Annotated in this window: 29 protein-coding genes; 6 read left to right on the forward strand and 23 right to left on the reverse strand. The window is 51.7% G+C overall.

Annotated elements, in window-relative coordinates; translation table 11 throughout:
- The first annotated feature begins 117 nt into the window (after positions 1–117).
- Positions 118–312, forward strand: coding sequence for a hypothetical protein (locus tag EVJ28_RS09490; protein WP_236634115.1), 195 nt, complete (start codon positions 118–120; stop codon positions 310–312).
- Between the two features lie 104 nt (positions 313–416).
- Positions 417–1,319 carry an arsenic resistance protein gene (locus EVJ28_RS09495; protein WP_131488822.1) on the forward strand — a complete coding sequence of 301 codons (903 nt, stop codon included), beginning with the start codon at positions 417–419 and terminating at the stop codon, positions 1,317–1,319.
- Here EVJ28_RS09495 and EVJ28_RS09500 read toward each other — a convergent pair.
- The 7 genes from EVJ28_RS09500 to EVJ28_RS09530 form a co-directional block, all read right to left on the reverse strand.
- A complete protein-coding gene (locus EVJ28_RS09500; protein WP_201738414.1) occupies positions 1,316–2,563 on the reverse strand; it encodes an MFS transporter in 1,248 nt (415 codons plus the stop codon). The genes EVJ28_RS09495 and EVJ28_RS09500 overlap by 4 nt on opposite strands.
- 233 nt (positions 2,564–2,796) lie before the next feature.
- Positions 2,797–3,411 (reverse strand): class I SAM-dependent methyltransferase, encoded by a 615-nt coding sequence (locus EVJ28_RS09505; protein ID WP_131443508.1) that lies wholly within the window; start codon positions 3,409–3,411, stop codon positions 2,797–2,799.
- A gap of 58 nt (positions 3,412–3,469) precedes the next feature.
- Positions 3,470–3,883 carry a universal stress protein gene (locus tag EVJ28_RS09510; protein WP_131443509.1) on the reverse strand — a complete coding sequence of 138 codons (414 nt, stop codon included), beginning with the start codon at positions 3,881–3,883 and terminating at the stop codon, positions 3,470–3,472.
- Between the two features lie 15 nt (positions 3,884–3,898).
- Positions 3,899–5,380: a SulP family inorganic anion transporter gene (locus EVJ28_RS09515; protein WP_131469685.1), complete on the reverse strand. Its 1,482-nt coding sequence runs from the start codon at positions 5,378–5,380 to the stop codon at positions 3,899–3,901.
- A gap of 401 nt (positions 5,381–5,781) precedes the next feature.
- Positions 5,782–7,689 carry an LTA synthase family protein gene (locus EVJ28_RS09520; protein WP_131488783.1) on the reverse strand — a complete coding sequence of 636 codons (1,908 nt, stop codon included), beginning with the start codon at positions 7,687–7,689 and terminating at the stop codon, positions 5,782–5,784.
- A gap of 206 nt (positions 7,690–7,895) precedes the next feature.
- A complete protein-coding gene (locus tag EVJ28_RS09525) occupies positions 7,896–8,675 on the reverse strand; it encodes a sulfite exporter TauE/SafE family protein (protein WP_016508199.1) in 780 nt (259 codons plus the stop codon).
- Between the two features lie 41 nt (positions 8,676–8,716).
- The gene (locus EVJ28_RS09530) at positions 8,717–9,088 is read right to left on the reverse strand and encodes a rhodanese-like domain-containing protein (RefSeq protein ID WP_236634116.1); all 372 of its coding nucleotides are present in this window, start codon (positions 9,086–9,088) and stop codon (positions 8,717–8,719) included.
- Between the two features lie 114 nt (positions 9,089–9,202).
- On the opposite strand from EVJ28_RS09530, the gene EVJ28_RS09535 reads away from it, so the two are divergent.
- The 3 genes from EVJ28_RS09535 to EVJ28_RS09545 all read left to right on the forward strand — a co-directional run bounded on the left by EVJ28_RS09535 (position 9,203) and on the right by EVJ28_RS09545 (position 12,155).
- Entirely contained in the window at positions 9,203–9,499 is a 297-nt protein-coding gene (locus EVJ28_RS09535; protein ID WP_131458982.1) for a rhodanese-like domain-containing protein, read from the forward strand.
- Positions 9,500–9,566: 67 nt separating this feature from the next.
- Entirely contained in the window at positions 9,567–10,967 is a 1,401-nt protein-coding gene (locus EVJ28_RS09540) for an MBL fold metallo-hydrolase (RefSeq protein WP_131488785.1), read from the forward strand.
- A 63-nt stretch (positions 10,968–11,030) separates the two neighbouring features.
- Complete coding sequence (locus EVJ28_RS09545) at positions 11,031–12,155, forward strand: TlpA disulfide reductase family protein (protein ID WP_131488787.1); 1,125 nt, start codon at positions 11,031–11,033, stop codon at positions 12,153–12,155.
- A 78-nt stretch (positions 12,156–12,233) separates the two neighbouring features.
- On the opposite strand, the gene nfsA is transcribed toward EVJ28_RS09545, so the two are convergent.
- From nfsA to EVJ28_RS09620, 15 genes are all read right to left on the reverse strand, one after another.
- Positions 12,234–12,983, reverse strand: coding sequence for an oxygen-insensitive NADPH nitroreductase (gene nfsA, locus EVJ28_RS09550; RefSeq protein ID WP_131488789.1), 750 nt, complete (start codon positions 12,981–12,983; stop codon positions 12,234–12,236).
- A 62-nt stretch (positions 12,984–13,045) separates the two neighbouring features.
- Complete coding sequence (locus EVJ28_RS09555; RefSeq protein WP_131488791.1) at positions 13,046–13,732, reverse strand: hypothetical protein; 687 nt, start codon at positions 13,730–13,732, stop codon at positions 13,046–13,048.
- A 70-nt stretch (positions 13,733–13,802) separates the two neighbouring features.
- The gene (locus EVJ28_RS09560) at positions 13,803–15,272 is read right to left on the reverse strand and encodes a catalase (protein WP_131458978.1); all 1,470 of its coding nucleotides are present in this window, start codon (positions 15,270–15,272) and stop codon (positions 13,803–13,805) included.
- A gap of 113 nt (positions 15,273–15,385) precedes the next feature.
- Entirely contained in the window at positions 15,386–15,973 is a 588-nt protein-coding gene (locus EVJ28_RS09565; protein WP_131458976.1) for a DUF2238 domain-containing protein, read from the reverse strand.
- A 124-nt stretch (positions 15,974–16,097) separates the two neighbouring features.
- Positions 16,098–16,823: a class I SAM-dependent DNA methyltransferase gene (locus tag EVJ28_RS09570; protein ID WP_131488793.1), complete on the reverse strand. Its 726-nt coding sequence runs from the start codon at positions 16,821–16,823 to the stop codon at positions 16,098–16,100.
- Complete coding sequence (gene rsfS, locus EVJ28_RS09575) at positions 16,823–17,170, reverse strand: ribosome silencing factor (protein WP_070327814.1); 348 nt, start codon at positions 17,168–17,170, stop codon at positions 16,823–16,825. Before rsfS ends, EVJ28_RS09570 begins: the two co-directional genes overlap by 1 nt.
- 10 nt (positions 17,171–17,180) lie before the next feature.
- Positions 17,181–17,738, reverse strand: a complete 558-nt coding sequence (gene yqeK / locus EVJ28_RS09580) for a bis(5'-nucleosyl)-tetraphosphatase (symmetrical) YqeK (RefSeq protein WP_070327815.1) — start codon at positions 17,736–17,738, stop codon at positions 17,181–17,183.
- Positions 17,728–18,297, reverse strand: a complete 570-nt coding sequence (locus EVJ28_RS09585; RefSeq protein ID WP_070327816.1) for a nicotinate-nucleotide adenylyltransferase — start codon at positions 18,295–18,297, stop codon at positions 17,728–17,730. The genes yqeK and EVJ28_RS09585 overlap by 11 nt, the downstream gene beginning before the upstream one ends.
- Positions 18,294–18,590 (reverse strand): ribosome assembly RNA-binding protein YhbY, encoded by a 297-nt coding sequence (yhbY, locus tag EVJ28_RS09590; protein WP_016508126.1) that lies wholly within the window; start codon positions 18,588–18,590, stop codon positions 18,294–18,296. The genes EVJ28_RS09585 and yhbY overlap by 4 nt, the downstream gene beginning before the upstream one ends.
- Positions 18,591–18,595: 5 nt before the next feature.
- On the reverse strand, positions 18,596–19,381 hold the full coding sequence (gene aroE, locus EVJ28_RS09595) for a shikimate dehydrogenase (RefSeq protein WP_071399265.1): 786 nt from the start codon (positions 19,379–19,381) through the stop codon (positions 18,596–18,598).
- Positions 19,378–20,490 (reverse strand): ribosome biogenesis GTPase YqeH, encoded by a 1,113-nt coding sequence (yqeH, locus tag EVJ28_RS09600; RefSeq protein ID WP_016508207.1) that lies wholly within the window; start codon positions 20,488–20,490, stop codon positions 19,378–19,380. The genes aroE and yqeH overlap by 4 nt, the downstream gene beginning before the upstream one ends.
- A 133-nt stretch (positions 20,491–20,623) precedes the next feature.
- Entirely contained in the window at positions 20,624–21,250 is a 627-nt protein-coding gene (locus EVJ28_RS09605; RefSeq protein WP_070327818.1) for a YqeG family HAD IIIA-type phosphatase, read from the reverse strand.
- 139 nt (positions 21,251–21,389) lie between these two features.
- Positions 21,390–22,175, reverse strand: coding sequence for a phosphatidylserine decarboxylase (locus tag EVJ28_RS09610; protein WP_131458971.1), 786 nt, complete (start codon positions 22,173–22,175; stop codon positions 21,390–21,392).
- Positions 22,172–22,591, reverse strand: a complete 420-nt coding sequence (locus EVJ28_RS09615; RefSeq protein WP_131458969.1) for a thioredoxin family protein — start codon at positions 22,589–22,591, stop codon at positions 22,172–22,174. The genes EVJ28_RS09610 and EVJ28_RS09615 overlap by 4 nt, the downstream gene beginning before the upstream one ends.
- Positions 22,592–22,659: 68 nt before the next feature.
- Positions 22,660–22,854 carry a YjzD family protein gene (locus EVJ28_RS09620; protein ID WP_070327820.1) on the reverse strand — a complete coding sequence of 65 codons (195 nt, stop codon included), beginning with the start codon at positions 22,852–22,854 and terminating at the stop codon, positions 22,660–22,662.
- A 164-nt stretch (positions 22,855–23,018) separates the two neighbouring features.
- Here EVJ28_RS09620 and EVJ28_RS09625 point away from each other — a divergent pair, with 164 nt between their 5' ends.
- Positions 23,019–23,831 (forward strand): Cof-type HAD-IIB family hydrolase, encoded by an 813-nt coding sequence (locus tag EVJ28_RS09625; protein WP_131488795.1) that lies wholly within the window; start codon positions 23,019–23,021, stop codon positions 23,829–23,831.
- 44 nt (positions 23,832–23,875) lie between these two features.
- On the opposite strand, the gene EVJ28_RS09630 is transcribed toward EVJ28_RS09625, so the two are convergent.
- Positions 23,876–24,724 carry a YitT family protein gene (locus EVJ28_RS09630; protein WP_131459078.1) on the reverse strand — a complete coding sequence of 283 codons (849 nt, stop codon included), beginning with the start codon at positions 24,722–24,724 and terminating at the stop codon, positions 23,876–23,878.
- Between the last annotated feature and the right edge of the window lie 143 nt (positions 24,725–24,867).

The following is a 24,867-nucleotide window of genomic DNA, read 5'->3' on the forward strand; positions in this document are numbered from 1 at the left end:
CTCTCTATGAACGTGACAAAACCTCTGACTGTCGGACACACAATCCCAACATTTCAGAGGTTTTTTTGTTTGACGATACGGTATTCTAGGTATAGAAACGTTAAAGGAAGTGGTATGATGTATCTCACAATCGGATTATCGCTAGTCGTCTGCTTGATCGCCCTCGTCTTCACGATCATGGTCGGTCTCGGAAAAGACAAATCAGACTATAGCCAAAAGAAAAGCTGGTCGCTGGTGTCTTGGACGTATATCGTCCTATTTCCGGTCTCATTCGTGGCGCTCGGACTGTTATACTATTTCATCGCTCGATGACTCGTTCATCGGGTTTTTTTGTGGTACGTTTTTGCTAATGGAAAAGAGGTGGCCCTTTGAGTCGATTCGAGAAATTATACCCCATATTCATACTTCTATCTGTTGTGACTGGTCTCGCGTTCGGGACGATCGAGACGCTGCGTCGAATCGCGGACGGTGCGATCGTTCCATTGCTTATGGCGATGCTGTTCTTTACGTTCATTCAAATCCCGTTCGCCCAAATCCGGCATTCGTTTTCGAACCGGACGTTCACGATCACGAGTCTCGTCCTCAACTTCGTCTGGACGCCCGTATTCGCGTTTGCACTCGCGAGCGTCTTCTTGTCCGACCACCCGGCGCTTTGGATCGGGTTCATCATGCTCATGGTCACGCCATGCACCGATTGGTATATCGTCTTCACCGGTCTCGCGAAAGGCGACGTCGTCGCTTCGCTCAGCATCTTGCCGCTCAATCTTATACTTCAACTCGCGCTGTTACCGGTCTATCTTTATGTTTTGACAGGGACGTCGAGCGTGATCTCAGTTTCGGTGTTCCTACATAGTCTAGCCGTTTTAGCAATCCCGCTCGGCTCAGCGATTGGACTGAGGTACTTTCTCGCCAAGTCGAACCAGTTGCGGCGGCTCGAGAGCGTCAGCTTATGGCCAATTTTCCTGTTAAGTCTCGCCGTCATGTCGATCTTTGCCTCACAAGGGCGGCTCTTGATCGAGCACGTCTCGATTCTCGGATTGTTGCTTGTACCGTTGCTGTTATTTTTCATCGTCAATTTTGTCATAAGTCGCCGTGTCGGCAAGAAACTGTTGCGTGAAGACGCGGCCGTGACGAGTCTTCAAATGACGACGCTCGCGCGGAATTCACCGATCGCGCTCGCCATCGCGACGACCGCATTCCCGAACGAGCCGCTCATCGCCCTCGTCTTGGTCATCGGTCCGTTAATCGAATTGCCGGTGCTCGTCGCCGCTTCCTTCGTGATTCGGCGACTAAACCGAGCCGAACGTCGACTCGGTTAGCGCACGAGCGTCGGTTTGACCGCGAACGAGGCGGCGAGGATGCCGATGACCGGGAAGACGAGCGAATACCAAATGATCGACTCGTAGTTGCCGAACAAGTCGTAGGCGATCCCGAACGGCAACGGTCCGACCGCCGAGCCAAGTACCATGACCGACGTCGCCAGCCCGCTGATGCTACCGAGCGCGGCCCGACCGAAGTAGTACGGCCAAACATAGTTTAAAGCGATGCGCTCAAAGCCGTTACTGATGCCCCAGACCACACCGAACAAAATCGCGATTGAGAACGTCGACGTATATTGCAGGATGATCATGAAGATGATCTCGGTCACAAAAATACCGATCAATACATAATTGATTTTCACGACATCGATGAGCCGTCCCGCGATGAACGTCGCCGGGAAACCGAGAACTGCCATCAAGCTCAAGACGAGTGCGGCCGTCGCTGGTGGTAGGCTCTGCTCTTCAAAAATTGAGATCAAGTGGAACGTGATCGCCGTGTTGACGAGCGCCGGGATACCGATGCACGACAAGATCAGCCAAAATGCGCGTGTCTTGAGCGCTTCTTGGAACGTGAAATCGACGTCGATATGAACCGGTGTCGTTGTCGATTTGTTGCTCGGATGAGGGTTCGTCCCTCCGTCCGGCAACAGTCCGATGTCTTCTGGGCGGTTGCGGACGAAACGATAAGCGAGCGGTGTGAACAAGACGAGCACGAGCAGTCCCCACACTTGCCACGTCGTTTGCCAACCGATCAAACCGACGAGCCAGACGTTGAGCGGCGGAAAGACGGCGGCACTTAAAAACCCACCGATTGCCATATAGCTGAGCGCCTGGCCACGCTTCGTGATGAACCATTGTGGGACGAGCGTATTCGGGACGAGCGTCATCGACCCTTGTCCGAATAGACGGAGCATCCAGATGCCGAAGAAGAGCATCGTCAAGTTCGTGACGTAACTGTTGAACAGACAAGCCGCCGCCAGCAATATCGAGGCGATGACCATCATCGCCCGTTGCCCAAAGCGGTCGATCAATCGACCGACGAAAAATAAACAGGCTGCCGAGGCGAGCGTCGCGGCCGAATAAACGCTCGATACTTCAGAGCGCGACCAGCCAAAATCGGTTATGTATTGGTCGATAAAAACTGAGATAAAGTACGTCTGACCGGGACCCGAGAAAAATACACCGAGGCCCGCGATCATGACCATATACCATCCGTAGTAGGATGGTTTTCGAAGACCTTTCATGTTTTCTGCCCCTTTCGTTATGTAAAATAAAGCGTTCAATCCTCATCTTACAAGAATTGAACGTTTTTTTCTGCGTTTTATTTTTTTCTTTCCGCTCGCTTGGCAAACCGGACATTCCTTAACGAACGGAAATCCTTTCATGATGGGAACGGTCCCGACCCCATCGCACTCGGGACAAATGATTTTCACACTCATCTCATCACCTCCTGCTTGGCCTCATCAACACGTTCACATCATTTAATAGCGACGGCAATTCCAATCGGATAATGTACCGCTTCTCGTTTCGGTTCGATCAAGACACCACGTTGGTAATAAAAATCTGTCGAACTGAATGACGTGAAAAGCGCCTTAAACTCTTGATCGGTAAATTGATGAACGTGGAACGGTTCGTTCGTCGGTTTACCGATGCCTTGACCGAACGGCGTCGACAAGACGAGCATGCCACCCGGCTTTAACAATTCTGAAACGTTCGCCATGAACCCTGCAAAGTCTTCAACGTGTTCGATTGTCTCAAAACTGACGATACAGTCGAACGTGCCGAGTTGATCTGGTAGCGTCCGGTCGAGCACGTCTCCGACGATATACTTCACTTTCGGGTGAAAATAACGACCTTGCGCATATCGAATCGCATCTTCTGAAATATCGAGCGCGACGACCTCAGCGACCGATTTTTTTTGTATCTTTGCAATCAATTGACTGCCAAACCCGCTCCCGCTCGCAAAATCGAGCACACGTCCTTCGAGAAACAACGCGGCGAACTGATAGCGGGCGATATGTTCGAGCAACATGCCGTTCATCGGGTTCATTTGATCTGGGATGACCCGTTCTCCCGTATAATCTAATGTCATAAGCTCCTCCTTTTTTTTACACAGCAAAAGCGCCACGAAAGTTTCGTGGCGCTGTCTGTTAACGAACGATGATCACAGGTGACAACGATCGTTTAGCAAGCTTGTGGCTGACACTGCCCAATACGAACTCCTGGAACGTATTGAGACCGCGCGAGCCGACGACCACGAATTCAAACGGTTCATGGTTGGCGTAGTTGACGAGTTCAACGTCAGGTTCGCCGCGGAGTTCGATATACTCGTACGAAACGCCCGCTTCGGTGATCGCATCGAAAAACACTTGAAGACGTTGTTTCCGTCTCACTTCAAGATCGATTTTACCCGTCGATTGAAGGGCGCTTTCTTTTGATTCTTTCGGTGACACGACATGGACGACATCGATTGAAGATGATGTCACTTTGGCGAGTTCGACCGCTTTTTGGGTGGCACGCATCGAATGGTCTGAACCATCAATCGCTAGAAAGATTTTACTCATTGTAAGTTCCCCCTTTTAGTGGCCGACGTTCGCATCTTGTTGACGAAGATGGAGCGCCAGCGTGTTCAACAGCTTCTCTGAATCTTTGTTCAAGTTTAACAGTTCTGGTTCGATTCCGACCGTCCGATATTTGAAGACGACTTTATCGATGGCCCCGATGGCCGAATCGTCCCAAAGATGGGTGTTGGCGAAGTCGATACTGACTTGTTTCACGTCTGCTTCGACATCCTCTTCGACATCGAACTGGTTGACAAAGTCAGACGTAGACGCGAAGAATAATTGTCCGTTCACTTCATAGTGAGCACGGTGTCCGTCTTGGTGGCGCTTCAGCTCGACACGCGAAATTTTCGCAGCGAAGATGACGGCGGCCGTCACGATCCCGACAATGACACCGATCGACAAGTCGTGCGTGAGCACGGTCGCGAGTACCGTCGTGACCATGACGAGCGAATCGGTCTTTTGACCTGTCTTGAGCGTTTTGAGTGAGCCCCAGTCGAACGTCGCATAGGCGACGAAGAACATGACACCGACGAGCGCCCCGACTGGAATCAGCATTAAAATGTTACTCATCGTCATGATCATGATGAGGAGCGCAAGTCCTGCCGAGAACGTCGACAAGCGACCCCGTGCTCCAGACGAGACGTTGATGACCGATTGTCCGATCATCGCACATCCTGGCATCGCACCGAAGAAACCAGCGATGATGTTGGCGATCCCTTGACCTTTTGATTCACGGTTCTTATTCGAATCTGTACCCGTCATGTCATCGACGATTTGAGCCGTCAATAGCGACTCAATCAAACCGACAAAGGCGAGCGAGAACGAATAAGGCAAGATGATCATAAGTGTCTCGAGTGTGAGCGGGAGGTCAGGCAAGAGGAACATCGGCAGCGTCGCCGTGATCGTCCCCATATCTCCGATCGTTTTCGTCTCAAGTCCCATAAAGAACACGAGCAACGTCATCGCCACGATGGCGACAAGCGGCGCCGGGATTGCTGACGTGATGCGCGGGAAAACAAGGATGATCGCAAGCGATGCTGCAACGATGGCCCACATGATCCACGTCTCGCCTCCAAATTGCGGAAGCTGGGCTTGGAAGATCAAAATGGCAAGGGCGTTAACGAAGCCGACCATAACCGCACGCGGGATGAACTTCATTAAACGAGCTATACCAAGAAAACCAAGCACGATCTGGATCACACCAGCTAGTATCCCTGCAGCGAGCAAGTACTGAAGTCCATAATCTTTTACGAGATCGACGACAAGGAGTACCATTGCGCCCGTCGCGGCCGAAATCATCGCGGGGCGTCCTCCCGTAATCGAAATGACCATCGCGATGATAAAGGACGCATATAGTCCTACCATCGGATTTAATCCAGCGATCAGTGAGAAGGCGATTGCCTCCGGAATGAGTGCAAGGGCCACAACGATCCCTGCCATCACTTCAGCACGGGGATTCCCGAGCCATTCTTGTTTTACCGTATTCAATTTTTCCAAATGAACACACCTCTCTATAAAAATTTTTAAATTGATTTCTGACTCTCACAGAAATCAACTTAATCAAATTATAGAAGCCGTATTCACAGTTCGTTCATAACTTCACAACAACTCAGATATTACCCGAGAATGAGCACGATGGCAACCGATGAGCCTCAACTTTTTCCTAGATGTCCGCATGCGGATTCGTTCATTTTTATAAGGATATAACGACACACTTCGTTCTCTCTCTTCACTTTCCCTCGCTGCTCCGACTTGGTATCCCCCTTTACACCAACCATGTAACCGCTTACCTCGCCTACCCTGATTTTCACCATAGTCGATCCGATTTTGCCGCCGATTTATTTTTCAGACAACAAAAAAAGAGAGAAAAGATTTTTAAAATCTTTTCTCTCGCGTGTTTAGTTATTTTCTTTAAAGCGGAGCAAGTCCGAATAGATGATCTTATCGTTCATCTCAAGTACTTTGTTCGCCTCGTCTTCAAGTGGCGTACATACTTTCGCGTCATCGACGACTTCTCCTGTCTCGGCGTCATAACACGTTGACTGGGTGAACAAATAGTCGCTTGTCACGATCGTACCGTCACGGAAGATGGCGCGATCGTTGCGTTCTGGCGCGAACAAGTCGTTCCCGAACCCGATTTGATCAGACGTATCGAACCCGAGCAAATGCTGAATCGTCGGGTTCATATCGACGTGGCTCCCAATCGTCTCGTGGACTTCACCTTTGTCTTGACCAGGCAAGTGAATCGCGAACGGGACTGACTGAAGTTTTGCCACGTCATATGGCGTCAACTCGTCTTTTCCGAGCAAGTCGGCCATGGCAGCGTTATGGTTCGTCGAGATGCCGTTATGGTCACCGTAAACGACGAAGATCGTATCGTCCCATGTCCCGTTCTTTTTCAACTCATCAATGAACAACCCGAGGGCATAGTCTTGATATGCGAGCGCTTGCGGGAAGTTATTGAGCGTCGTCGAGTTCGTCTCGAATTTCGGAACGAGTTCATGGTCCGCACTCGGCATCGTGAACGGGAAATGGTTCGTCAGCGTGATGAACTTCGCAAAGTAAGGTTCCGGCAGTTCTTCAAGCATCGGTACCGACTGTAAGAAGAACTCATCGTCGAGGAGACCCCATTCCGTCATGTTGGCCGGGTCGCCTAAATCGTAGCTCTTCTCATCAAAGAACTCATCGACTCCGATGTTTTGATACATCTGGTCACGGTTCCAGAACGATTTGTTGTTGGCGTGGAACACCGCCGAATAGTAGTTGTCTTCTTTGATGACACCAGGAAGCGCATCATATTCGTTGTCGGCGTTCGTGAAGTAGACGCCGCCACGCGACAATCCGTACAGCGAGTTGTCGAGCGCGAACTCAGAGTCCGACGTCTTCCCTTGACCGGTCGTATGGTAATAGTTCGGCCAGAAGTGAGACTCGTCGATCAACTTGTTCAAGTTCGGCGTGATGTACTCGCCGTTCGAAGCTTTCATATTGTGCGTAAAGCTCTGTGTCGATTCGAGCGAGATGGCGATGACGTTCTTGCCTTTATACTTCCCGAACATGTCAGGGTCCGGCGCCGCATAGTTCTGACGCGTGTAGTTCTCGACTTCATCGAGCTCAGAACCGTCCGCGAGCGCTTTTTGCGCCGATGTCTTCGTTTGAAGCATCGCGTCATAGACGTGGAAGTTGAACGTGCCTAAGTTTTTAACAAGCAGTTCACGGTCGAACGAACGCGTCAACAGTTCTGGGCGCTCTGTCTCTGCAAGGACAAGGTTAAAGCCGAACACGGCGGCAGCCGCACCGAACGTGAGCAACACGCGGCGTTGTGACGCTTTGCCCGTCTCTTTTAGTTTCCAGAGCAAGAACGGAAGCACGACGAGATCTCCTAACAGAAGCAAGTCTTTCCATTCAAGCAACGACAGGAATGACGACGATAACGTCTCTAGGTTCGACGATTGGAACAATAACGGCACAGTCAAGAAGTCAGTGAACTCACGGTAGTAGGTTGTATCCGCAAACAAGATGAGCGAGGACACCGTGTAAAGACCGTATAGCGCCCACTTCCGTTTATTGCCTCCGAAGAAGAAACTAAAGGCAAACAAGAACAACGTGAAACTTAACGGGTTGATGAACAGAATGAACGCTTGGACCGCGTTCTCAGGTGGCATGTTAAAGAAGAACTGATACGCAATCAGTGACTTCGTCCATAACAGGATCGTAAATATCCAAAACAGGCGATGCGTCCGGAACGAGTCGCTTGCCGCGTGACGGAACCGCTCTAATTTCCCGTTCGATTGATTCGTGTGATTCATTCAAACACTCCTTAGGTCATTTTCATATGGTAAGTTAGTGCGTCGACTAACAAACGTACAGACGTATAAAGAGTATTTTAACGTTCTTTTGAACTTAATTCAACTTTTTGACGTTTACAATGCTACATAAACTTAACAATTTCTTTGCAATCTTCATCTAAAAAAGGCTATCGAGTGAACTCGATAGCCTTTGAAACACGATTCATTTAGCCGATGATGTCCATCCAGATCTTGACCGTACTCGCTAAAATGAGCAACGCCAAAATCATCTGGAGCGACTTTGTCTTCATATTTTTCCCGATGTTCGCCCCGATCGGTGCCGCAATCAAACTCGCGATGATCATGACGAAAGCCGGTTCCCAGACGATTTGGTCGGTGATGATCTTACCGGCTGTCGACCCGATCGATGAGATGAACGTGATCGCAAGCGAACTCGCGATCGCCATCTTCGTCGGGATACGGAGCACGACGAGCATGATTGGCATCAAGATGAACGCTCCGGCCGCCCCGACGATCCCGGCTGCGATCCCGACGATAAACGCCGAACTGGCCGCGATCAGTTTATTGAACGTGACTTGGTCGAGCGGCAAATCTTCGACGTTCGCTTTCGGTAAGAACATCATGATCGTCGCAATCGTCGCGAGGACCGCATAGACGACGTTGATCAAGTTCTCCGACAACAGCGTCGAGCCGTAGCCCCCGATGAAACTTCCGATCAAGACGGCGACACCCATATACAGGATGAGTTGTTTATTCAAATAGCCGCCTTTACGATATGCGTAAATCCCACCGATCGTCGCGAAGAACACTTGAATCGCGCTGATCCCAGATACTTCGTGGGCGCTGAACGCCGCGAAGCCAAGAAGCGGCGGAATGTACAACAACATTGGATATTTAATGATTGATCCGCCAATCCCGACCATCCCTGAGATGAATGATCCGATAAAGCCGATCAAAAAGATTGTGATGATAAACTCTAACTCCATCCTAGCTCCTCCAGTTTCCTACCCTATTAGATAAGTAAGTTTTATCTCTGTTCCCAAGCGATCATACCGCCTGAAACGTCATAAATTTCCGTATAACCTCGATCCTGCAACAACTCGGCCGCCTGGGCGCTTCGATTGCCACTGCGGCAAATGATATAGATCGGTTCATCTTTCGCATAAGGTAATTCGGTTTCATTTAATGAAGAAAGTGGTGCGTTCACCGCTCCTTCGATATGCCCCCCCTCGTATTCATCTAGTTCACGGACGTCCAACAAGGTTATTTCTTCGTTTTCCAATCTGTTTTGTAGTGTTTCGACGTCGATTTGGGTGATTCTATCCTCTTTCGAAGTGAAAACCACGATTCCGACAGTCACAATCACTAAAACCGATAAGATGATCGTTAATTTACGCAATTTTTGACCTCCAATTCTTTTCCTTGCATTGAGTATACCTTAGGGGGTATATTAAAAACAACGAAAGTTACTCACTTTAAACATAACTTGATTAGAAAAGGGGATTAATACCACATGAAGACGATTACGACGACTGAATTAGAAACATTGCTAAGCACGGATGAAACGCTCAACTTGATCGACGTACGTGAAACGGACGAATTTGCAGGCGGACATATCAAACAAGCAAAAAACGTACCGTTGTCTGAGTTCAGTGCGAAAGTCGATGAGCTCGACCGCACGAAACCGATTCATGTCATCTGTGCGGCAGGCGGACGCAGCATGAACGCGTCAGCTTACCTCGACTCACTCGGCTTTGACGTCATCAACGTCGACGGCGGCATGATGAGCTGGACAGGCGAAACGGTTTAATCACTTCTTAATATAAAGCAGCACAACAACTAACGTTTACAGTCAAATATTCTAGGGGGTATATCATATGTTATTACGTTATTTCTATGATCAAAAATTAGCACAGGCATCTTACATGGTCGGTTGCCAAATGACCGGCGAAGCGGTCGTCATCGACCCGGCCCGCAACATCACACCGTACTTGCAAGAAGCTGAAAAAGAAGGCATGACGATCGTCGCGACGGCTGAGACACACATCCACGCCGACTTCGTCTCAGGTTCGCTCGAACTTGCGAAACGCACTGGCTCGACAGCCTACTTGTCAGATGAAGGTGACGCGTCATGGAAATACGCGTTCGCGAAAGACATCGACTCGAAACTCGTCAAAGACGGCGACACGTTCAAAGTCGGTAACGTCACGCTCGAAGTCATGCACACACCAGGCCACACACCGGAACACATCTCGTTCTTGCTCTATGACCGCAACCAAACGCAACCGATGGGTATTTTCACAGGCGACTTCGTCTTCGTCGGCGATATCGGACGCCCTGACCTGCTCGAAGAAGCGGCCGGCGTGAAAGGAACGACGGCCATCGGTGCCGAGCAAATGTTCCACTCGCTTAACAAGTTCAAGGCTCTCCCTGACTTCGTTCAAGTCTGGCCTGGCCATGGTGCCGGCAGCGCTTGCGGGAAAGCGCTCGGCGCGATCCCAACGTCAACGGTCGGTTATGAGAAAGCGACGAACTGGGCGCTCCAAATGACGGACAAAGACGCATTCATCAAAGAGTTGACGACGGACCAACCAGAACCGCCGAACTACTTCGCGATGATGAAAAAAGTGAACAAAGAAGGCATCCAAGTGACGAACGAGATCGCTCGTCCAGAAGTCGTCGGCACGGACCGTCTCGACACACTCGTCGAAGCGACGCAAGTCGTCGACACACGTAAAGGCGAAGACTTCGCGCAAGGTCACGTCCCTGGGACGATCAACATCCCTTACAACACGAAATTCGTCTCATGGGCCGGCTGGCTCGTGAACTTCGACAAAGACATCACGCTCATCGCGAGCGCGGAAGACGTCGAAGAAGTGCAAACAGACCTTCAATCAATCGGTCTTGACCGCCTCCGCTTCATCGTCCCTGTCGAAGAGCTCGGCCAAGAACTGTTGACGGAAACGTACACGGACGTGACGGCTGAACAAGCGATCGAATCAGCTGAAAAGAACGACGTGTTCGTCCTCGACGTCCGCAATGCGACAGAATGGAACGCGAGTCACTATGAGAAAGCAGAGCGTATCTTGCTCGGTAAACTCATGCGTGACCATGACGGTCTACCGACAGACAAGACGATTGCCGTCCACTGTGCGTCAGGCGTCCGTTCACGTATGGCCGCGAGCGTCCTTCAATCACTCGGCTACAAGGATATTCAAAACGTTCTCGGTGGTTATGCCGCGATGAAGACCGTCCTCAACGCAGAACAAATCGGCTAATGCTATACTAAAAACAAAGAAAGCGCCCACTCGTTTGGGCGCTTTTTCTCTAGGAGGGATATCGTGATTGCAATCGGTCCACTGAACGTCCGACTCGACCTGCTCGTCTTCATGGTCAGTCTGCTCGTTCTCTACATCGGCTTCAAAAAAATCGGATTAACGGAAAAAGACCGCGACGCCGTCCTCGGGACGTGGTTCGCCGGGTTTCTCGCCTGGAAACTGAGCGCCATCATCATCGGCCTCACCTCGACCGGTAGTTTGGCGCTATCGCTGTACGCGACGGGCGGTATCTGGTCGATCCTCGTCGCCACTGCAACGATCGGATTTTTCGTCTTCCGGCTTGCTCCCGGGCTTCGGGGCTATTGGCTATTTTCAGCCCTACTTTTATGGTTCGGTGTGACGATCGTCGTGCCGAAGTACGGAACGCTCCCGTTTATCGCGACCGCTCAACCGCTCCATCTGTACACTGCCCTGCTCATCGCAGGCTTAATCGTTGTGACGTGGCGCTGGATGCGCTCGCCATCGGTCGGTGCCTTGCTATGGACGACGGTCGGTGCGTTTGCTATCTGGCTCGTGAGCACGTATGCGACGACAACGGTGAATCTACTGTGGCTCATCCCGTTCGCAGCTTTAGTCGGACTCGCCGGGTACGTCGTCAAACCGTCACGCCGCATCGTCCAATCCGGTCTCGGTGTCCTCGTCGCGCTCGCGATCATCAACGCGAGCTTACCGGACGAGACACCAACGCTCGTTGCCGACTCGTCTCAAGCGGCAGGACTGAACATCGGTCAAGTTCCGCCTAACTTTGAATTGAAACGAACGGACGGGACGACACTTAACTTAGAAGACTTACGCGGAGAGCGTGTCGTCGTCAACTTTTGGGCGTCTTGGTGCCCGCCGTGCCGGGCTGAGATGCCAGACATGGCCAAGTTTGCCCGCGAGCAAGATGATGTGACGATCGTTGCCGTCAACACGACGACGAGTGAACGTGACGTCGACGAGGCGCGGTCGTTCGTCGCGCCTTATGAAGACGCGTTCCAAGTCGTCTACGATGAGGACGGTGCCGTCGGGAACGCCTACCGGATCCAAGCGATGCCGACGACGTATGTGCTCGATGAAAATGGTGTCATCGTCGCCAAACAGTTCGGTGCGATCGATAAAGCGTGGCTCGATACCAAAACCAACTAAAAACCGCCAGTTGAACTGAACCAAAAAAGTTGGACATGAAAATCCAACTTTTACAGGGCAGTTCAGCCGGCGGTTTTTTCATTGCTTCAAATAGCCTTGCGTCTTCAAGAAGTCTTTCACATCGAGCCGAGTCGGCTTCGACAACATCCGTCCCATCTGGCCCGTCCATGTATCGCTGCGTTGGTTCGATCCACGTGCCGCATAATAGTCGTGAATCGTCTGGTCGTAAGCTGTGAGCTCTTGCTTCAGTTGAATCGGATCAGCGTCGTACGTGTTCTCATGATAGATATGCTCGAGCGGAAGCCGCGGTTTTTGATCCTCGACGTGCGCCGGGACACCGACTGCGAGCCCGAACAGCGGCAACACCCGCTCCGGCAAACCGAGCAACTCTTTGACAGCCGACATATCGTTGCGGATCCCACCTATGTAACAAATGCCTAACCCCATCGATTCGGCGGCGACGACGGCGTTCTGTGACGCGAGCGTGGCGTCGATGACGGCGACGAGCAGTTTCTCATCGGTCTCGAGCGTCGGGTTGACGGCGGCTTCTTGCAGTTGCCCGATCAGTTCGTGCCGATACAAATCGGCACAAAAGACGAAGAAATGACCGTTGTCGACGACGTACTGCTGATTGCCGGCAATCTCGGCGAGGCGGGCCTTCTTCTCCGGGTCGGTCACGCCGATGATCGAATACGCCTGGATGAAGCTCGACGTCGAGGCGCGCTGGGCACTCTCGACGATGAGACGGATCTGTTCGTCGGTCAGCGTCTCGTCCGTGAACGAGCGGACGGAGCGGTGGTTCAGTAATGTTTCGATGATTTGATTCATGCAGCTTCCCCCTTTTTTCTTATCTTGGCACAGAGCGAAGGTTTCCGACAATGATAGAGACCTCACTCCACTTTAAAGATGGCCCATGGCAACCACAAGACAGGCTCAGTCCCAACGTCTTCTTGATTACTGTATGTACAATAGCGTTCCGCTTCTTCAAGCGTCGGGATGAAGCCGCGCTCGTTCAACTGAAACGGGAATCGTTCGGCGAAATCTCGCTCTAACCCATTACATAGATAGGAATGAAACGTGCCTTTCTCATACCCGAGCACTTCGTAACCGAGAAATCGTCCGAGCGGCTCATTGCGTTCGTGTCGCAAAATGAAACGTTCAACACCGTATCGCTCGGGGCTGTCTCCTTCTTCCCCCTCTGCTAAAAAGTCAGAAACATAAGACTCAGGCAGGCCGAGCTCAATGATGTCGAGTTCGATGTGAGAGAAGAAGCGGTCCCTAAATTTCTTTGCGAGTTCAATCGTCTGAAACGTTTGAGGGTATCCGAGTTCCCCACTCTCCTGATGCAAATCTACCCATTCCATGAGTATGAAGAATTCTTCTTCGCTAAGTCGCAATTGTTCTCGATACGTATCTTTACTATGTTTTGACGTCCCCCAAAGCACATCAAGCGTTGGATATTGCTCACAAATGCATACACTTGCAGATTGCACCAACTTCGGAATCAGTCGTTCGTCCATATACGCTGCTCGATTTGTACGTTCGATTAGCAAATACCCGGCACTTCGCACATTCATTTCATCACCCCCATTCCCTAGTATACGCAAAAAAGCAGAGCGGCGTTTTGCCGACTCTGCTTCCTAACGTTTACTCCGTCACTTGACTCAAGAATGGTGTGATATCGACGTTCAATTCTTTCGACAGGCGTTCCCCGAGGTCGCGGTCGGCACGGTAGAAGTTACAGATCAAGAGAAGGACCGTCTTCTCATGACGGACTTCTTTAATGTGGGCGACCAAGTTACGCACGAGACCATCTTTCTCGTCTTGCGAGTAGCGGCGGTACACCTCGCCTGCTTGCCCGAAGTCGTTCGTCTTCTCGATTTTCTGACGACCTGTTACTCCTGTGATCGGTTGCTCGGTTTCGATATAAGCCGCATCCGGTTTCGGTGTGTCCTCGTAACGGTTCGGCTCGTAGTTGACCGGACTCGTCTGTTGTTTGAACGGCATCGCGCCATCACGCTGGTTGTTCGACACTTGTGCGAACGGGCAGTTGATCGGGAGTTGGAGATAGTTCGCCCCGATGCGGTAACGTTGCGTGTCTGAGTATGAGAACAGACGGCCTTGCAGCATCTTGTCTTCAGACGGTTGAATCCCAGGGACGAGCACGCCCGGGTTGAACCCGACCGATTCCGTCTCGGCGAAGAAGTTGTCGACGTTCTTATTGAGCGTCATCGTGCCGACGAGTTGATACGGGATGACGTCTTCGAACCAGTCTTTCGTCGCATCGAGCGGGTCGAAGTCGAAGTTGTCCATATCGGCCGGATCGAGGATTTGGACGTAAAGGTCCCATTCCGGGAAGTCGCCTTCTTCGATCGCGTTGAACAAGTCGCGCGTCGCATGGTTGAAGTCTTCCGCTTGCACTTTCGCTGCTTCGTCCATCGACAAGTTTTTAATGCCTTGCTTCGGAACCCAACGGAGCTTTATGTACACCGTGTTCCCAAATTCGTTTACCCATTTGAACGAATGGACCGATGAACCGCGCATGTGACGGTACGACGCCGGGATGCCTTCATCACTGAACAAGTGCACGAGCATGCTCGTCGATTCCGGTGTGAGCGACATGAAGTCGAAGAAACGGTCCGGGTCTTGAAGGTTCGTCCGTGGGTCCGGTTTGAGCGAGTGGATCACGTCTGGGAACTTGATCGCATCACGGATGAAGAAGACCGGCAAGTTGTTTCCGACGAAGTCATAGTTCCCTTCTTCGGTGTAGAACTTGACTGAGAATCCACGCGGGTCACGAAGCGTCTCCGGTGAACCGAGACCGTGGATGACCGTCGAGAAGCGGGCAAAAATTGGTGTTTCTTGGCCAACTTCTTGCAAGAACTTGGCTTTCGTATATCGTTTCATGCTATTTTTAACTTTGAAGACACCGTGTGCTCCGGCACCACGGGCATGAACGACCCGCTCCGGCACGCGCTCACGGTCAAAGTGGGCGAGTTTCTCAATTAGCTGATAATCTTCGAGAAGCGTTGGGCCGCGGCGGCCCGCTGTGATGGAGTTGGCGTTGTCCCCGATTGGAACGCCTTGGTTAGTAGTTAGATGACGATGTTGATCCATATTGTTGCCTCCTCTTAATAATCATTATTACTAAATTAATAATATTAAAAGATAATAATTATTACAAATAAAACGCTCGAGACGTCTCGAACGTTTTGTAAGCGCTATTATTTTCAGGTGGTTCCATTTTTCTTTTTAATCTGCTCTTTCCGATGGATTTCTGTCACCAATAAGGCAGCGATGATCCCACCGAGCGATCCGGCAATTATATCAACCATCGTGTCATCGTTCCCGTTCCCTTGCATCGTCGTCTGCAACACAATGTCTGACGTGAACTCATACATCTCCCATAACGCCGCGCCCGCCATCGAGAAGACGACGATGTAAACGAAGAGGAAGCGCTTCGGCATCTCGAGCCGTGTGTCTTCATCGAGACGACTAAAGAAGTCAAAACCAAGAAACGCCAAAAATACCCCGCTCAACACGTGCAAAAATGTGTCCCACCATCCGTTGCTGTATAATCCGACGATCGAACCCAAATATTGCGAGGCGAACAGGAAAATAATATAGGCGATTTTCATCTTGGCATCGAACTCGGTTTTAAACGCCTTCTCCAACATGAACGGAATCAGTCCCGAGACGATGCCCGCCCCGGCGACACTCGCGTTAAACCACGCTCCTTGAATGATGGACGTGATGAGAATAATCCCCATGAACAAGACGAATCCGAATTCTAACAGTCGTCCTCGTGTCAGCTTCATGATACGTGCCTTCTTTCCGTAAAATGTCTCTACGGACTTATTCCCATTTCCGTGTCTAATCGAACAACTGTGTACATATTTCCATATGACAAAGACCCCATCGCTTCACGCGATAGGGTCTCGTTTATTTCTGGGCGACGAAGAAAATTCGTTCGGCGTTTTGGCCCGGAGCTTGATCCGTGAAGTCGGCCGTGACCGATTTCACGTGGAAGCCGGCACCGATGAGCCATTGCATATACTGCCCTGGCTCATACGTCCGCTGTTCGTGCGTCTCTTCGACGCGTTCATACGTGCCATCCTCGAGCGCGACGAAAAACGTCAAATCGTGGATGACCGAGAGCGGCTTCTCGCCCGGGTCAGCGAACCAGATGTAAGAACAGTCTTCCCCGTTCGACGCGTACGTCTTCTGGTTGAAGAGCGTCTCCATCTTGTTCGGTGAATGGACGTCAAAGATGAACGTCCCGCCCGGCTTCAGCTGCTCATATACCGCCTCGAACGTGTCGACGACGTCGGCCTCGTCTGCAAGGTAGCAAAGCGAGTCACAAAGGATCGTCACGGCATCGACCGGAGCCGGCAGTTCGAGCTCACGCATGTCTTGTTGCCAGAGCGGGAGCGTGACGCCCGCTTCAAGCGCTTTCTCTTGGGCGACTTCGAGCATTGACTCGGATAAGTCGAGACCGATCGTGTCGTAATGCTCGGCCAGCCGGATCGTCGCTGAGCCCGTCCCGCATCCGACGTCGGCAAGCGATGCACCGTCCGCGACGTGGCGCCGCACGAACGCGACCCAATCCGCGTACGGGGCATCTTTCATCAACTCATCGTATACGTAGGCGAACCCTTCGTACGTCATTAGCCGACTTCCACGTCGACGTGCGGCGCGTCAGCCCATAATTTTTCGAGGTTGTAGTAGTCACGGTCGTCACGGTGGAAGATGTGGACGACGACGTTTTCGAGGTCAGCGAGCACCCAACGTGCCGAGTCCATGCCTTCGAATTTTTTAAGCGGCAAATCGTTCTCGCCCGCCACGTCTTTGATTTCACGTGCGATCGCTTCGACTTGCTTCTCAGAGTTACCGTGGCAGATGACGAAATAATCGGCGATCGGTGAGATACCTTCCATGTCGAGGACGACGATGTCTTCCCCACGTTTATCGTCAACAGCTTTTACAATCAATTCAAGTTCTTCTTTTACAGTCATATAGACCCTCCTAAGGTGTGTTCAAATAATAGTTATATGTCGTAATCGTCTGCGGGAAAATCCGCACCGACTTCTTCAATAAATAGTTAATCGTATGGCGCAGTGTCGCGACGACGGCCGCTTCAAGTGAAACGTCGGCCAAATCGCGCAACACGTCGACACCGGGATACCGACGATTCGGTTCAATCGCATCCGCGACAAATAAAATTTGATCGAGGCGCGACATGCCGGGTTCGCCGGTCGTGTGATTTTTGATGGCCGATATGACTTCAGCGTCGAGGTCGTAGGCGCGGTCTAACAAGACCGCTCCGACCGGCGCATGAAGCAGTTCGTCATCAAACTCGAGCAACAACGGGTCGAGATGCTCGTCTAAGACGATTTGACGCATCTCGTCACGGTCATGGTACTTCGCATAATCGTGCAACATTGCCGCGAGCCGGGCCTGGTCTACGTCCTCTCCGTACGTTCGGGCGAGACGTTCTGCCGTCTCGACGACACCGAGCGTATGGATGTACCGTTTCTCAGGCAACGTTCGTTCAATCAATGCCTGTGCCTGTTCATACGTCATACAAATCGTGCTCCTTGATATAAGTTTCGACTTCACATGGGACGAGATACGTGATCGACTTGTTCCGCTTCGCACGTTCCCGAATGTCGGTCGACGAAATCTCAAGCTGCGGCATGTCGATCGTACGGACGTCAGCTCGGCTCGGGATCCGGTAACGACTCCCGGGCCGTGCGACCGCACCGAACGTCACGAGCGTAGTCAGCGTCTCATAATCGTGCCACTTCTCGAGCGCATCGAGTGAATCGGCCCCGATCAGGAAGAAGAACGTGTCAGCCGGATACTGCTCCCGCAACCGTTTCATCGTCTCGACCGTGTAGGACGGTTCAGCTCGTTCGAACTCGATCAAGTTGAGCTTGAAATCCGGGTGACCGGAGATGGCCCGTCGCGTCATCTCGATCCGGTCGTCCGCCCGGCTGAACCCGGCCTTATGGGGCGGGATCGCTGCCGGTAAGAACCAGACCTCGTCGAGCTCGAGTTGTTCTCTCGCCTGCTCGGCGATCAACAGATGACCGAGATGCGGCGGGTCGAACGTCCCTCCCATCAGCCCGATGCGACTCATGGAAGCTTGATTTGGCGATTCTCTTTCTCTTTCGCCTGTTTGTACAAGACGATGACTTTTCCAATGACTTGAACGACTTCTGCCTTCGTTCCTTCAGCCAACTCTCCAGCCACGTCTTTCGGCGTGTCGAGACAGTTTTGAAGAACTTGGACTTTTAACAGTTCACGCTTTTCGAGCGCATCGCCGATGTCTTTGCACATCGCTTCACTGACGCCGTTTTTTCCGACTTGGTAGATGGCCGAGAGGTTGTGTGCCTCGGCGCGTAAAAATCGCTTCTGTTTACCTGATAACATTATTTTTATTCCTCCAATAAGCTTTCAATTAACTTCATTCCGACAATTTGATCCGGTTTCACACCTGTCCAGCGTTCGAACGCCAACGCTCCCTGCCCGACGAACATGGCAGTCCCGTTCACGGTTTTACCGCCTCGGATTGTGGCGTCGCTTAAAAACGGTGTGACGAGTGGACGATATATGATATCACAAATGACGGTGTTTTGTCGTAATCCATTTAACGGAAGCGGTGATTGTACCCCATCCATGCCGACCGATGTCGTTTGGATGATGACGTCGTAGCGGGCGACGTCGACATCACCGAGCGGTTGTGACTCGATGCCGAACGTCTTCGCGAGACGCTCGGCCCGGTCGATCGTCCGGTTCGTGACCGTGACGTTTCGGGTCGGCAACGCGCTGATGATCCCGCGGGCCGCTCCACCCGCCCCGATGACGAGCACACGACCAGACCAGTCGGTGTACGGGTCGAGTGCGGTCACAAGACCGACGCCGTCCGTGTTCGCGCCGATCAAACGTCCGTCCCGCTTATAGACGGTGTTGACGGCACCGGCCGACTTGGCTGAGTCCTCCAAGTCGTCTAACAACGGGATGACCGCTTCCTTGTACGGGATCGTGACGTTGAACCCGTCATAGTCCCCGTCCCGCATCGCCTGAAACAACGGGGCGAGCTCGTCCGCTGTGACGTCGAGCGCGTCATACCGCCCGAAAAGCCCAGACGCTCTCAGCCACTGCTCGTGCAGGGAGGGAGAGAGCGAATGAGCGATTGGGTGACCGATGACGGCCAGTCTCATACGAGCGCCTCGCGTAATGTGACGACGACTCCTTTTGGTGCCCAAGCGGCAATCCGTCCACCTTTTCCGTGGATGGCGACCCAACCGAGTCCGCTAAAGACGATATCCGTCTTGACGCCGTCACGGAGACTAAATTCATGACGCACGAGCGGCGGCAACAATTGCAACGTCTTCTCGTTCGGCGGGTTAAGCATTTTGCCGATATGGTTTTCATAAAGCTCATCTGCTTTGTCGAGCTTCGTCCGGTGTGTCTTCAACTCGTTCGACATGTAGACGACGAATGAACGTTTATTGCCTTCCAGGTAATCGAGACGAGCCAGACCACCAAAGAAGAGTGTTTGCTGCGGGTTCAATTGGAACACGTGCGGCTTGATCTCTTTTTTAGGTGTGATCGTCTTCAAATCGCGCGCGTCGACGTAATGCGCCATTTGATGGCGGTTGATGATCCCTGGCGTATCGTACAGGTTCGCATCATCGTCGAGCGGGACGTCGATCAAGTCGAGCGTCGTTCCCGGGAAATGACTGACGGTGATGATCGCTTCATCTTCAGCACCGAAGCGCTTGATGATTTGGTTGATGAGTGTCGATTTCCCGACGTTCGTACAACCGACGACGTAGACGTCTTTCCCTTTGCGATAGTACTCGATCTTCTCTGCTAGTTCGTCGATGCCGTGACCTTTTTTAGCGCTGATCAAATGGACATCGACCGGCGTCAAGCCAAGTTCTTTCGCCTCGGTCTTCATCCAGTTCGCCATCCGGTTCGGGTTGACCGACTTCGGCAGTAGATCGACTTTGTTCCCGACTAACAAGACATCGTTCGATCCGACCGAACGTTGAAGTCCCGGGAGCCAGCTTCCGTTGAAATCAAAAATATCGACGATTTTGATGACGAGCGCTTCTTTGGCGCTGATCCCGTTCAAGATGCGCAAGAAGTCATCGTCCGTCAATTCGACGTCTTGGATCTGGTTGTAATGCTTCAATTTGAAGCAGCGTTGGCAAATGACGATCTCGCGATCAAGTGCCGATTTTGGTGCATAACCGACTGCTGTCGGGTCTTCTGTTTGAATGAGAACGCCGCAACCGGCGCAATAACGTTTCGTTTCTTCCATATTCGTATGTGCTGTCCTTTAAGTTTCCTCTTCTTCATTCTTCGTAGCGCCTCGCCGCTACTCCTGAAGCGTTAATTCCGACGTCTTACGCGCCGTACAAGACAGCCTCCTTCTTCCTATGCGTTCGAGGCCCTTATTTATCTTTTTTATGTGAATCTTCTGAACGTGAGTGCATCGCCTCGCCGATTTTTTCAGCGACGGCCACTTTGGCCCGCTTCGCATCGACTGCGATTTCCTCCACTTTTTTCGTGATCAACACGTACTTCCCGCGACGCTTCATATGCGCGAATACGACTTTCTCCAGCATGCGATTGAACTTCGTGACGAGACCGTCCGTCTTGACGACGGGCTGCACGTGAACGACGTGAATGCCTGCCATATTGGCGCCGAGCACGTCAGTGAAGATTTGATCGCCTAAGAAAATCGCTTCTTTGGTTGAATAGCCGTACTTGGCAAGTGCTTGCTTGAACCCAGACGGCAACGGTTTTTTCGCACGCGCCACATAATGAAGACCGAGCGGTTCCGTAAACGTGCGCACGCGGTTCTCGTTATTATTCGAGACGACGATGACATCGAGTCCATGTGATTTCACTTTCTCGAGCCATAGCAAAAGAAGCTCAGGTGCGTGCGGGACGTCCCAGGCCACGAGTGTATTATCAAGGTCCGTCAAAATGACGCGGACACCACGGTCTTTCAAGTCTTCAAGGTCGATGTCAAATACTGACGCGACGAACTGTTTCGGATAAAGTCGATTAAACACGTTTGTATTCCTCCAATTAGCTAAAGCGATTCAACAGCTTATACAAGTATTGATATCCCTTCTATGTTATACGAAAACCGGCCAAACGACTAGTGTCTCGTTTGACCGGCCAGAAAATTGTTGTCTATTTACTTATCAGTCATCGGTTCGATTGAATCGAACCGATGACTTCACCGAGCCGGACCGGACCAATTTTCGCCGGGTCGATGACGACACGATCTTTCTCAAAACAGAGGATAACGGTCGAGCCGAACGAGAAGTAACCGACCTCGGCCCCTTTATCGACACGTTCGCCGTCATGGGTCCATTCGATTGTATTGACGTTCAAAGCGCCGACCATGATGTGCTCGTAACGTCCGGCCACGCTCTCAAAGCGTGTGACACGGCGATAGTTACGTGACAACGGGCGGACCGTCTCCGTCAAACCGAGTTCATTCACCGGCGCCGAACGGTCGCCGAGCTCGTAATGGCTGAGCACTCGGCCTGCGAGCGGGACATGGACACGGTGGTAGTCACGCGGGCTCAAGTAGAGCACGCAAACCGTCCCGCCGGCATACCGTCTCGCCTCTGACTGTGAACCGAGCATCTCGGCGAGCGTATACGACTGCCCCTTTACTTCAAACCGACTCTCGTCTGTTATGGCGGACACGATCGACAGCTGTCCGTCGCACGGTGATACGACCGTGTCCGTGTTTGCATCGATCGGGCGCGCCCCGTCTTTCAAGTGGCGCGTGAAAAAGGCGTGCAGACTCGGATAGGCGTCGATCGGCTCTGCCGCTTCAGCGATATCGATTTGATACGTTTTCGCGAACGACGGGATGAACGCGCGGCTCGCCTTCGATTCGGCGAACTGACGGAGCCGCTTGGCGATGAACGGTGTCGCATTCAATTCAAACAACGTCTGATACAAGCGGCTTTTGATCACTGTGCGGCCTCCTCGTTTTTAAAGAACGTTTCGTACTGTTGTTCCGAGACGGCCCCTTCGACACGACCCGTTTCTTGACCGTCTTTAAAACGAATCATCGTTGGTGTTCCGTTAATGCCATAAGTCGTCCAGACGTCATGATCGGCCAAGTTGATCGAGACCGCGTCATACTCCTCGATGAGTGGTTCGACATACGGTTTGACTTGATCACAATATTCGCAACCCGTCTGCCAGAAGTAAACGACGACCTCTTCTTCTTCGTCAATTTTCTGTTCGAGCTCGTCCGCTGACACGGCGTTGACGCCGGTCTCTTCATTCGCATTATTCAAGAAGAATAAAAGCGCGATCCCGATCACGATGATGGCACCGATGATGGCGAACGTAATGAAGTTGGCGCGTTTGGCGCTGTTTTTCATGGTCGATCCCTCCTAAATGTGTATAAAAAGAACTGACTCGGATATGAGCCAGTTTGGTTGTGGACGTCTTACTTTTCTTGGGCGACGTCGTTGATTCCCATGTCTTGGTTAAGTGTATCCAAGAGCGCGATAAAGATTGTGATGACCACGCCAAAGGCTGTTGCGAGCACCGCATTGAACGTCACGCCATCGACAGCTGAAATGATAAAGACTGCTGTATTCGAAAGCAAGATCGCCCAGAACAATGTGACTAAGTAACGCATCGAAAGTCCCCTCCATCTCACAGATGATTCATAAAATTCCATACGGCAATAGTATATCATTGTTGCCGTACAATATGCGACCTCGATTGTATATTCTTTCCGTCGAAACGTGAAATATGGTACGGTCAGAGAAATAGTACACAATGTAGAAAAGAGGATGACTTATGTCACGTTATTTAATCGCAGTCGATTTAGACGGTACGTTGTTACGAGATGACAAGACGATCAGTGAGCGGAACATCCGCGCTCTTCAAGCGGCTCGTGATGCCGGCCATGAAGTCATGATCGCAACAGGACGGCCCCATCGTCACTCGATCATGTATTATGAACAACTCGGCTTGACGACGCCTTTGATCAACTTCAACGGAGCGCTCGTCCATCACCCGAAAGATACGTCCTACGCGGTCACACACCGTCCGATCCCACTTAAAACAGCACACGACATCATCGAAGAAGTATCGGAGACGAAAGCACACAACATCGTCGTCGAAGTGACCGACCACGTCTATTTCCATAAAGATCCGCAAGAATTTTACGGTCCCTACGCCGAACGGGCACTCAGCGTCACATCTGGTGACTTGCTCAAGCACTTGCAAGACGAGCCGACGTCGCTTTTGATCCACGCGACGAAAGAACACGTCGACAACGTCCGGGCCAGCTTGAACAAAGTGCACGCCGAAGCCGTCTTGAACCGTCAATGGCGCATGCCCGAGCACATGATCGAAGTCATGAGCCAAAATACATCGAAGGCGCTCGGCCTTCGCGAAGTATCGAAGCACTTGAACATTAGCCGTCAGAACATCATCGCTTTCGGCGATGAAGAGAACGACCTCGAGATGCTCGACTACGTCGGCACGGGCGTCGCGATGGGCAACGCCATCAGCCAGCTCAAAGTCGTCGCCAACGAAGTGACCGCTTCGAACATGGATGACGGCATCGCCATCTACCTCGAAGAAAAATTTGGCATCAAGTCATAACAAAAACCCGCTGAAACCGTTCAGCGGGTTTTCTTGACTTCCTGTCAGCGTCGGAACGCCCCTTCAACATCTTCCGTCGGAACGACGTTAATAAAGACGTGTGAATCGGCATCTTTACAGATACGGGTAATCTCACGCACTTCGTGGCGTTGGGCGACCATCATGAGCGTCGCTTTCTCGACTTTCGAGTACGTACCGATCGCTGGCATGAGCGTGATGCCGCGGAACACGTGTTGGTGCAACTCTTGCGTCACTTCGTCTGGATGATTCGTGACGATGAAGAGCGTCTGACGCTGTGTATTCGTGTAAATCTCATCGATGACTTTCGACGTCACGTACAAGAAGACGATCGTATACAGCGCCGTCGGCCATCCGAACAAAGCACCGGCCCAAAGCGCGATCATCATGTTCATGAGGAACAAGTAGACGCCGACCGAGTTGTTCGTGAACTTCGCTAGGATGAGGGCGACGATATCAAACCCTCCGGTCGAGGCACCGAACCGAATCGTGATGCCTGACCCGATGGCGAGCAATACCCCGCCGAAGACGGCGTTCAACAGTGGATCGTCCGAGAGGAGCTGCGATTGCGGAAGCACGCGAATGAACAAGGTGACCGAGGCAACGCTGATCAACGTATGGATCATCATGTTCTTTCCGAGCATAAAATAACTGACGACTAAAAGCGGTACGTTCAAGATGAAGAACCAAATGCCTTCACCGAGCTCAAACGGCGTACCGGCAAATAAGGTCGTGAAAATTTGGGCCAAGCCCGTAAACCCAGTCGAGTAAACCCCCGCTGGGATTAAGAATAATGTCATCGATAATGCGACGAACACTCCCCCGATGATCGAAACGATCCCGATGCGCGCGTGTTCTTTAACGGATTCCGTCAAGTTCTGTCTCCCCTTTCAAAATTAGCTAAGCATCAAGATAACATACATTCAAAGCCATGCCTACAACAAAAATAATGGGATGTGCCCGCCTGTATCACAAAAAAGCAAGCCGGCCGAAGCCGACTTGCTGCCCTGATACGTTT

It is taken from the genome of Exiguobacterium sp. SH3S3 (assembly GCF_004337115.1).
GTDB classification, from domain to species: Bacteria; Bacillota; Bacilli; order Exiguobacteriales; family Exiguobacteriaceae; genus Exiguobacterium; species Exiguobacterium aurantiacum_A.

Coding starts and splice junctions, on each gene's coding strand:
- EVJ28_RS09535 (WP_131458982.1), top strand. CDS start 9,203: ATGAAGACGATTACGACGACTGAATTAGAAACATTGCTAAGCACGGAT.
- EVJ28_RS09500 (WP_201738414.1), bottom strand. CDS start 2,563: ATGAAAGGTCTTCGAAAACCATCCTACTACGGATGGTATATGGTCATG.
- EVJ28_RS09565 (WP_131458976.1), bottom strand. CDS start 15,973: ATGAAGCTGACACGAGGACGACTGTTAGAATTCGGATTCGTCTTGTTC.
- aroE (WP_071399265.1), bottom strand. CDS start 19,381: ATGAGACTGGCCGTCATCGGTCACCCAATCGCTCATTCGCTCTCTCCC.
- yhbY (WP_016508126.1), bottom strand. CDS start 18,590: ATGTTATCAGGTAAACAGAAGCGATTTTTACGCGCCGAGGCACACAAC.
- EVJ28_RS09540 (WP_131488785.1), top strand. CDS start 9,567: ATGTTATTACGTTATTTCTATGATCAAAAATTAGCACAGGCATCTTAC.
- EVJ28_RS09620 (WP_070327820.1), bottom strand. CDS start 22,854: ATGCGTTACTTAGTCACATTGTTCTGGGCGATCTTGCTTTCGAATACA.
- EVJ28_RS09490 (WP_236634115.1), top strand. CDS start 118: ATGTATCTCACAATCGGATTATCGCTAGTCGTCTGCTTGATCGCCCTC.
- EVJ28_RS09505 (WP_131443508.1), bottom strand. CDS start 3,411: ATGACATTAGATTATACGGGAGAACGGGTCATCCCAGATCAAATGAAC.
- EVJ28_RS09525 (WP_016508199.1), bottom strand. CDS start 8,675: ATGGAGTTAGAGTTTATCATCACAATCTTTTTGATCGGCTTTATCGGA.
- rsfS (WP_070327814.1), bottom strand. CDS start 17,170: ATGACTGTAAAAGAAGAACTTGAATTGATTGTAAAAGCTGTTGACGAT.
- yqeH (WP_016508207.1), bottom strand. CDS start 20,490: ATGGAAGAAACGAAACGTTATTGCGCCGGTTGCGGCGTTCTCATTCAA.
- EVJ28_RS09570 (WP_131488793.1), bottom strand. CDS start 16,823: ATGACGTACGAAGGGTTCGCCTACGTATACGATGAGTTGATGAAAGAT.
- EVJ28_RS09520 (WP_131488783.1), bottom strand. CDS start 7,689: ATGAATCACACGAATCAATCGAACGGGAAATTAGAGCGGTTCCGTCAC.
- EVJ28_RS09555 (WP_131488791.1), bottom strand. CDS start 13,732: ATGAATGTGCGAAGTGCCGGGTATTTGCTAATCGAACGTACAAATCGA.
- EVJ28_RS09560 (WP_131458978.1), bottom strand. CDS start 15,272: ATGGATCAACATCGTCATCTAACTACTAACCAAGGCGTTCCAATCGGG.
- EVJ28_RS09625 (WP_131488795.1), top strand. CDS start 23,019: ATGTCACGTTATTTAATCGCAGTCGATTTAGACGGTACGTTGTTACGA.
- nfsA (WP_131488789.1), bottom strand. CDS start 12,983: ATGAATCAAATCATCGAAACATTACTGAACCACCGCTCCGTCCGCTCG.
- yqeK (WP_070327815.1), bottom strand. CDS start 17,738: ATGACGTATGAACAGGCACAGGCATTGATTGAACGAACGTTGCCTGAG.
- EVJ28_RS09510 (WP_131443509.1), bottom strand. CDS start 3,883: ATGAGTAAAATCTTTCTAGCGATTGATGGTTCAGACCATTCGATGCGT.
- EVJ28_RS09585 (WP_070327816.1), bottom strand. CDS start 18,297: ATGAGTCGCATCGGGCTGATGGGAGGGACGTTCGACCCGCCGCATCTC.
- EVJ28_RS09615 (WP_131458969.1), bottom strand. CDS start 22,591: ATGAAAAACAGCGCCAAACGCGCCAACTTCATTACGTTCGCCATCATC.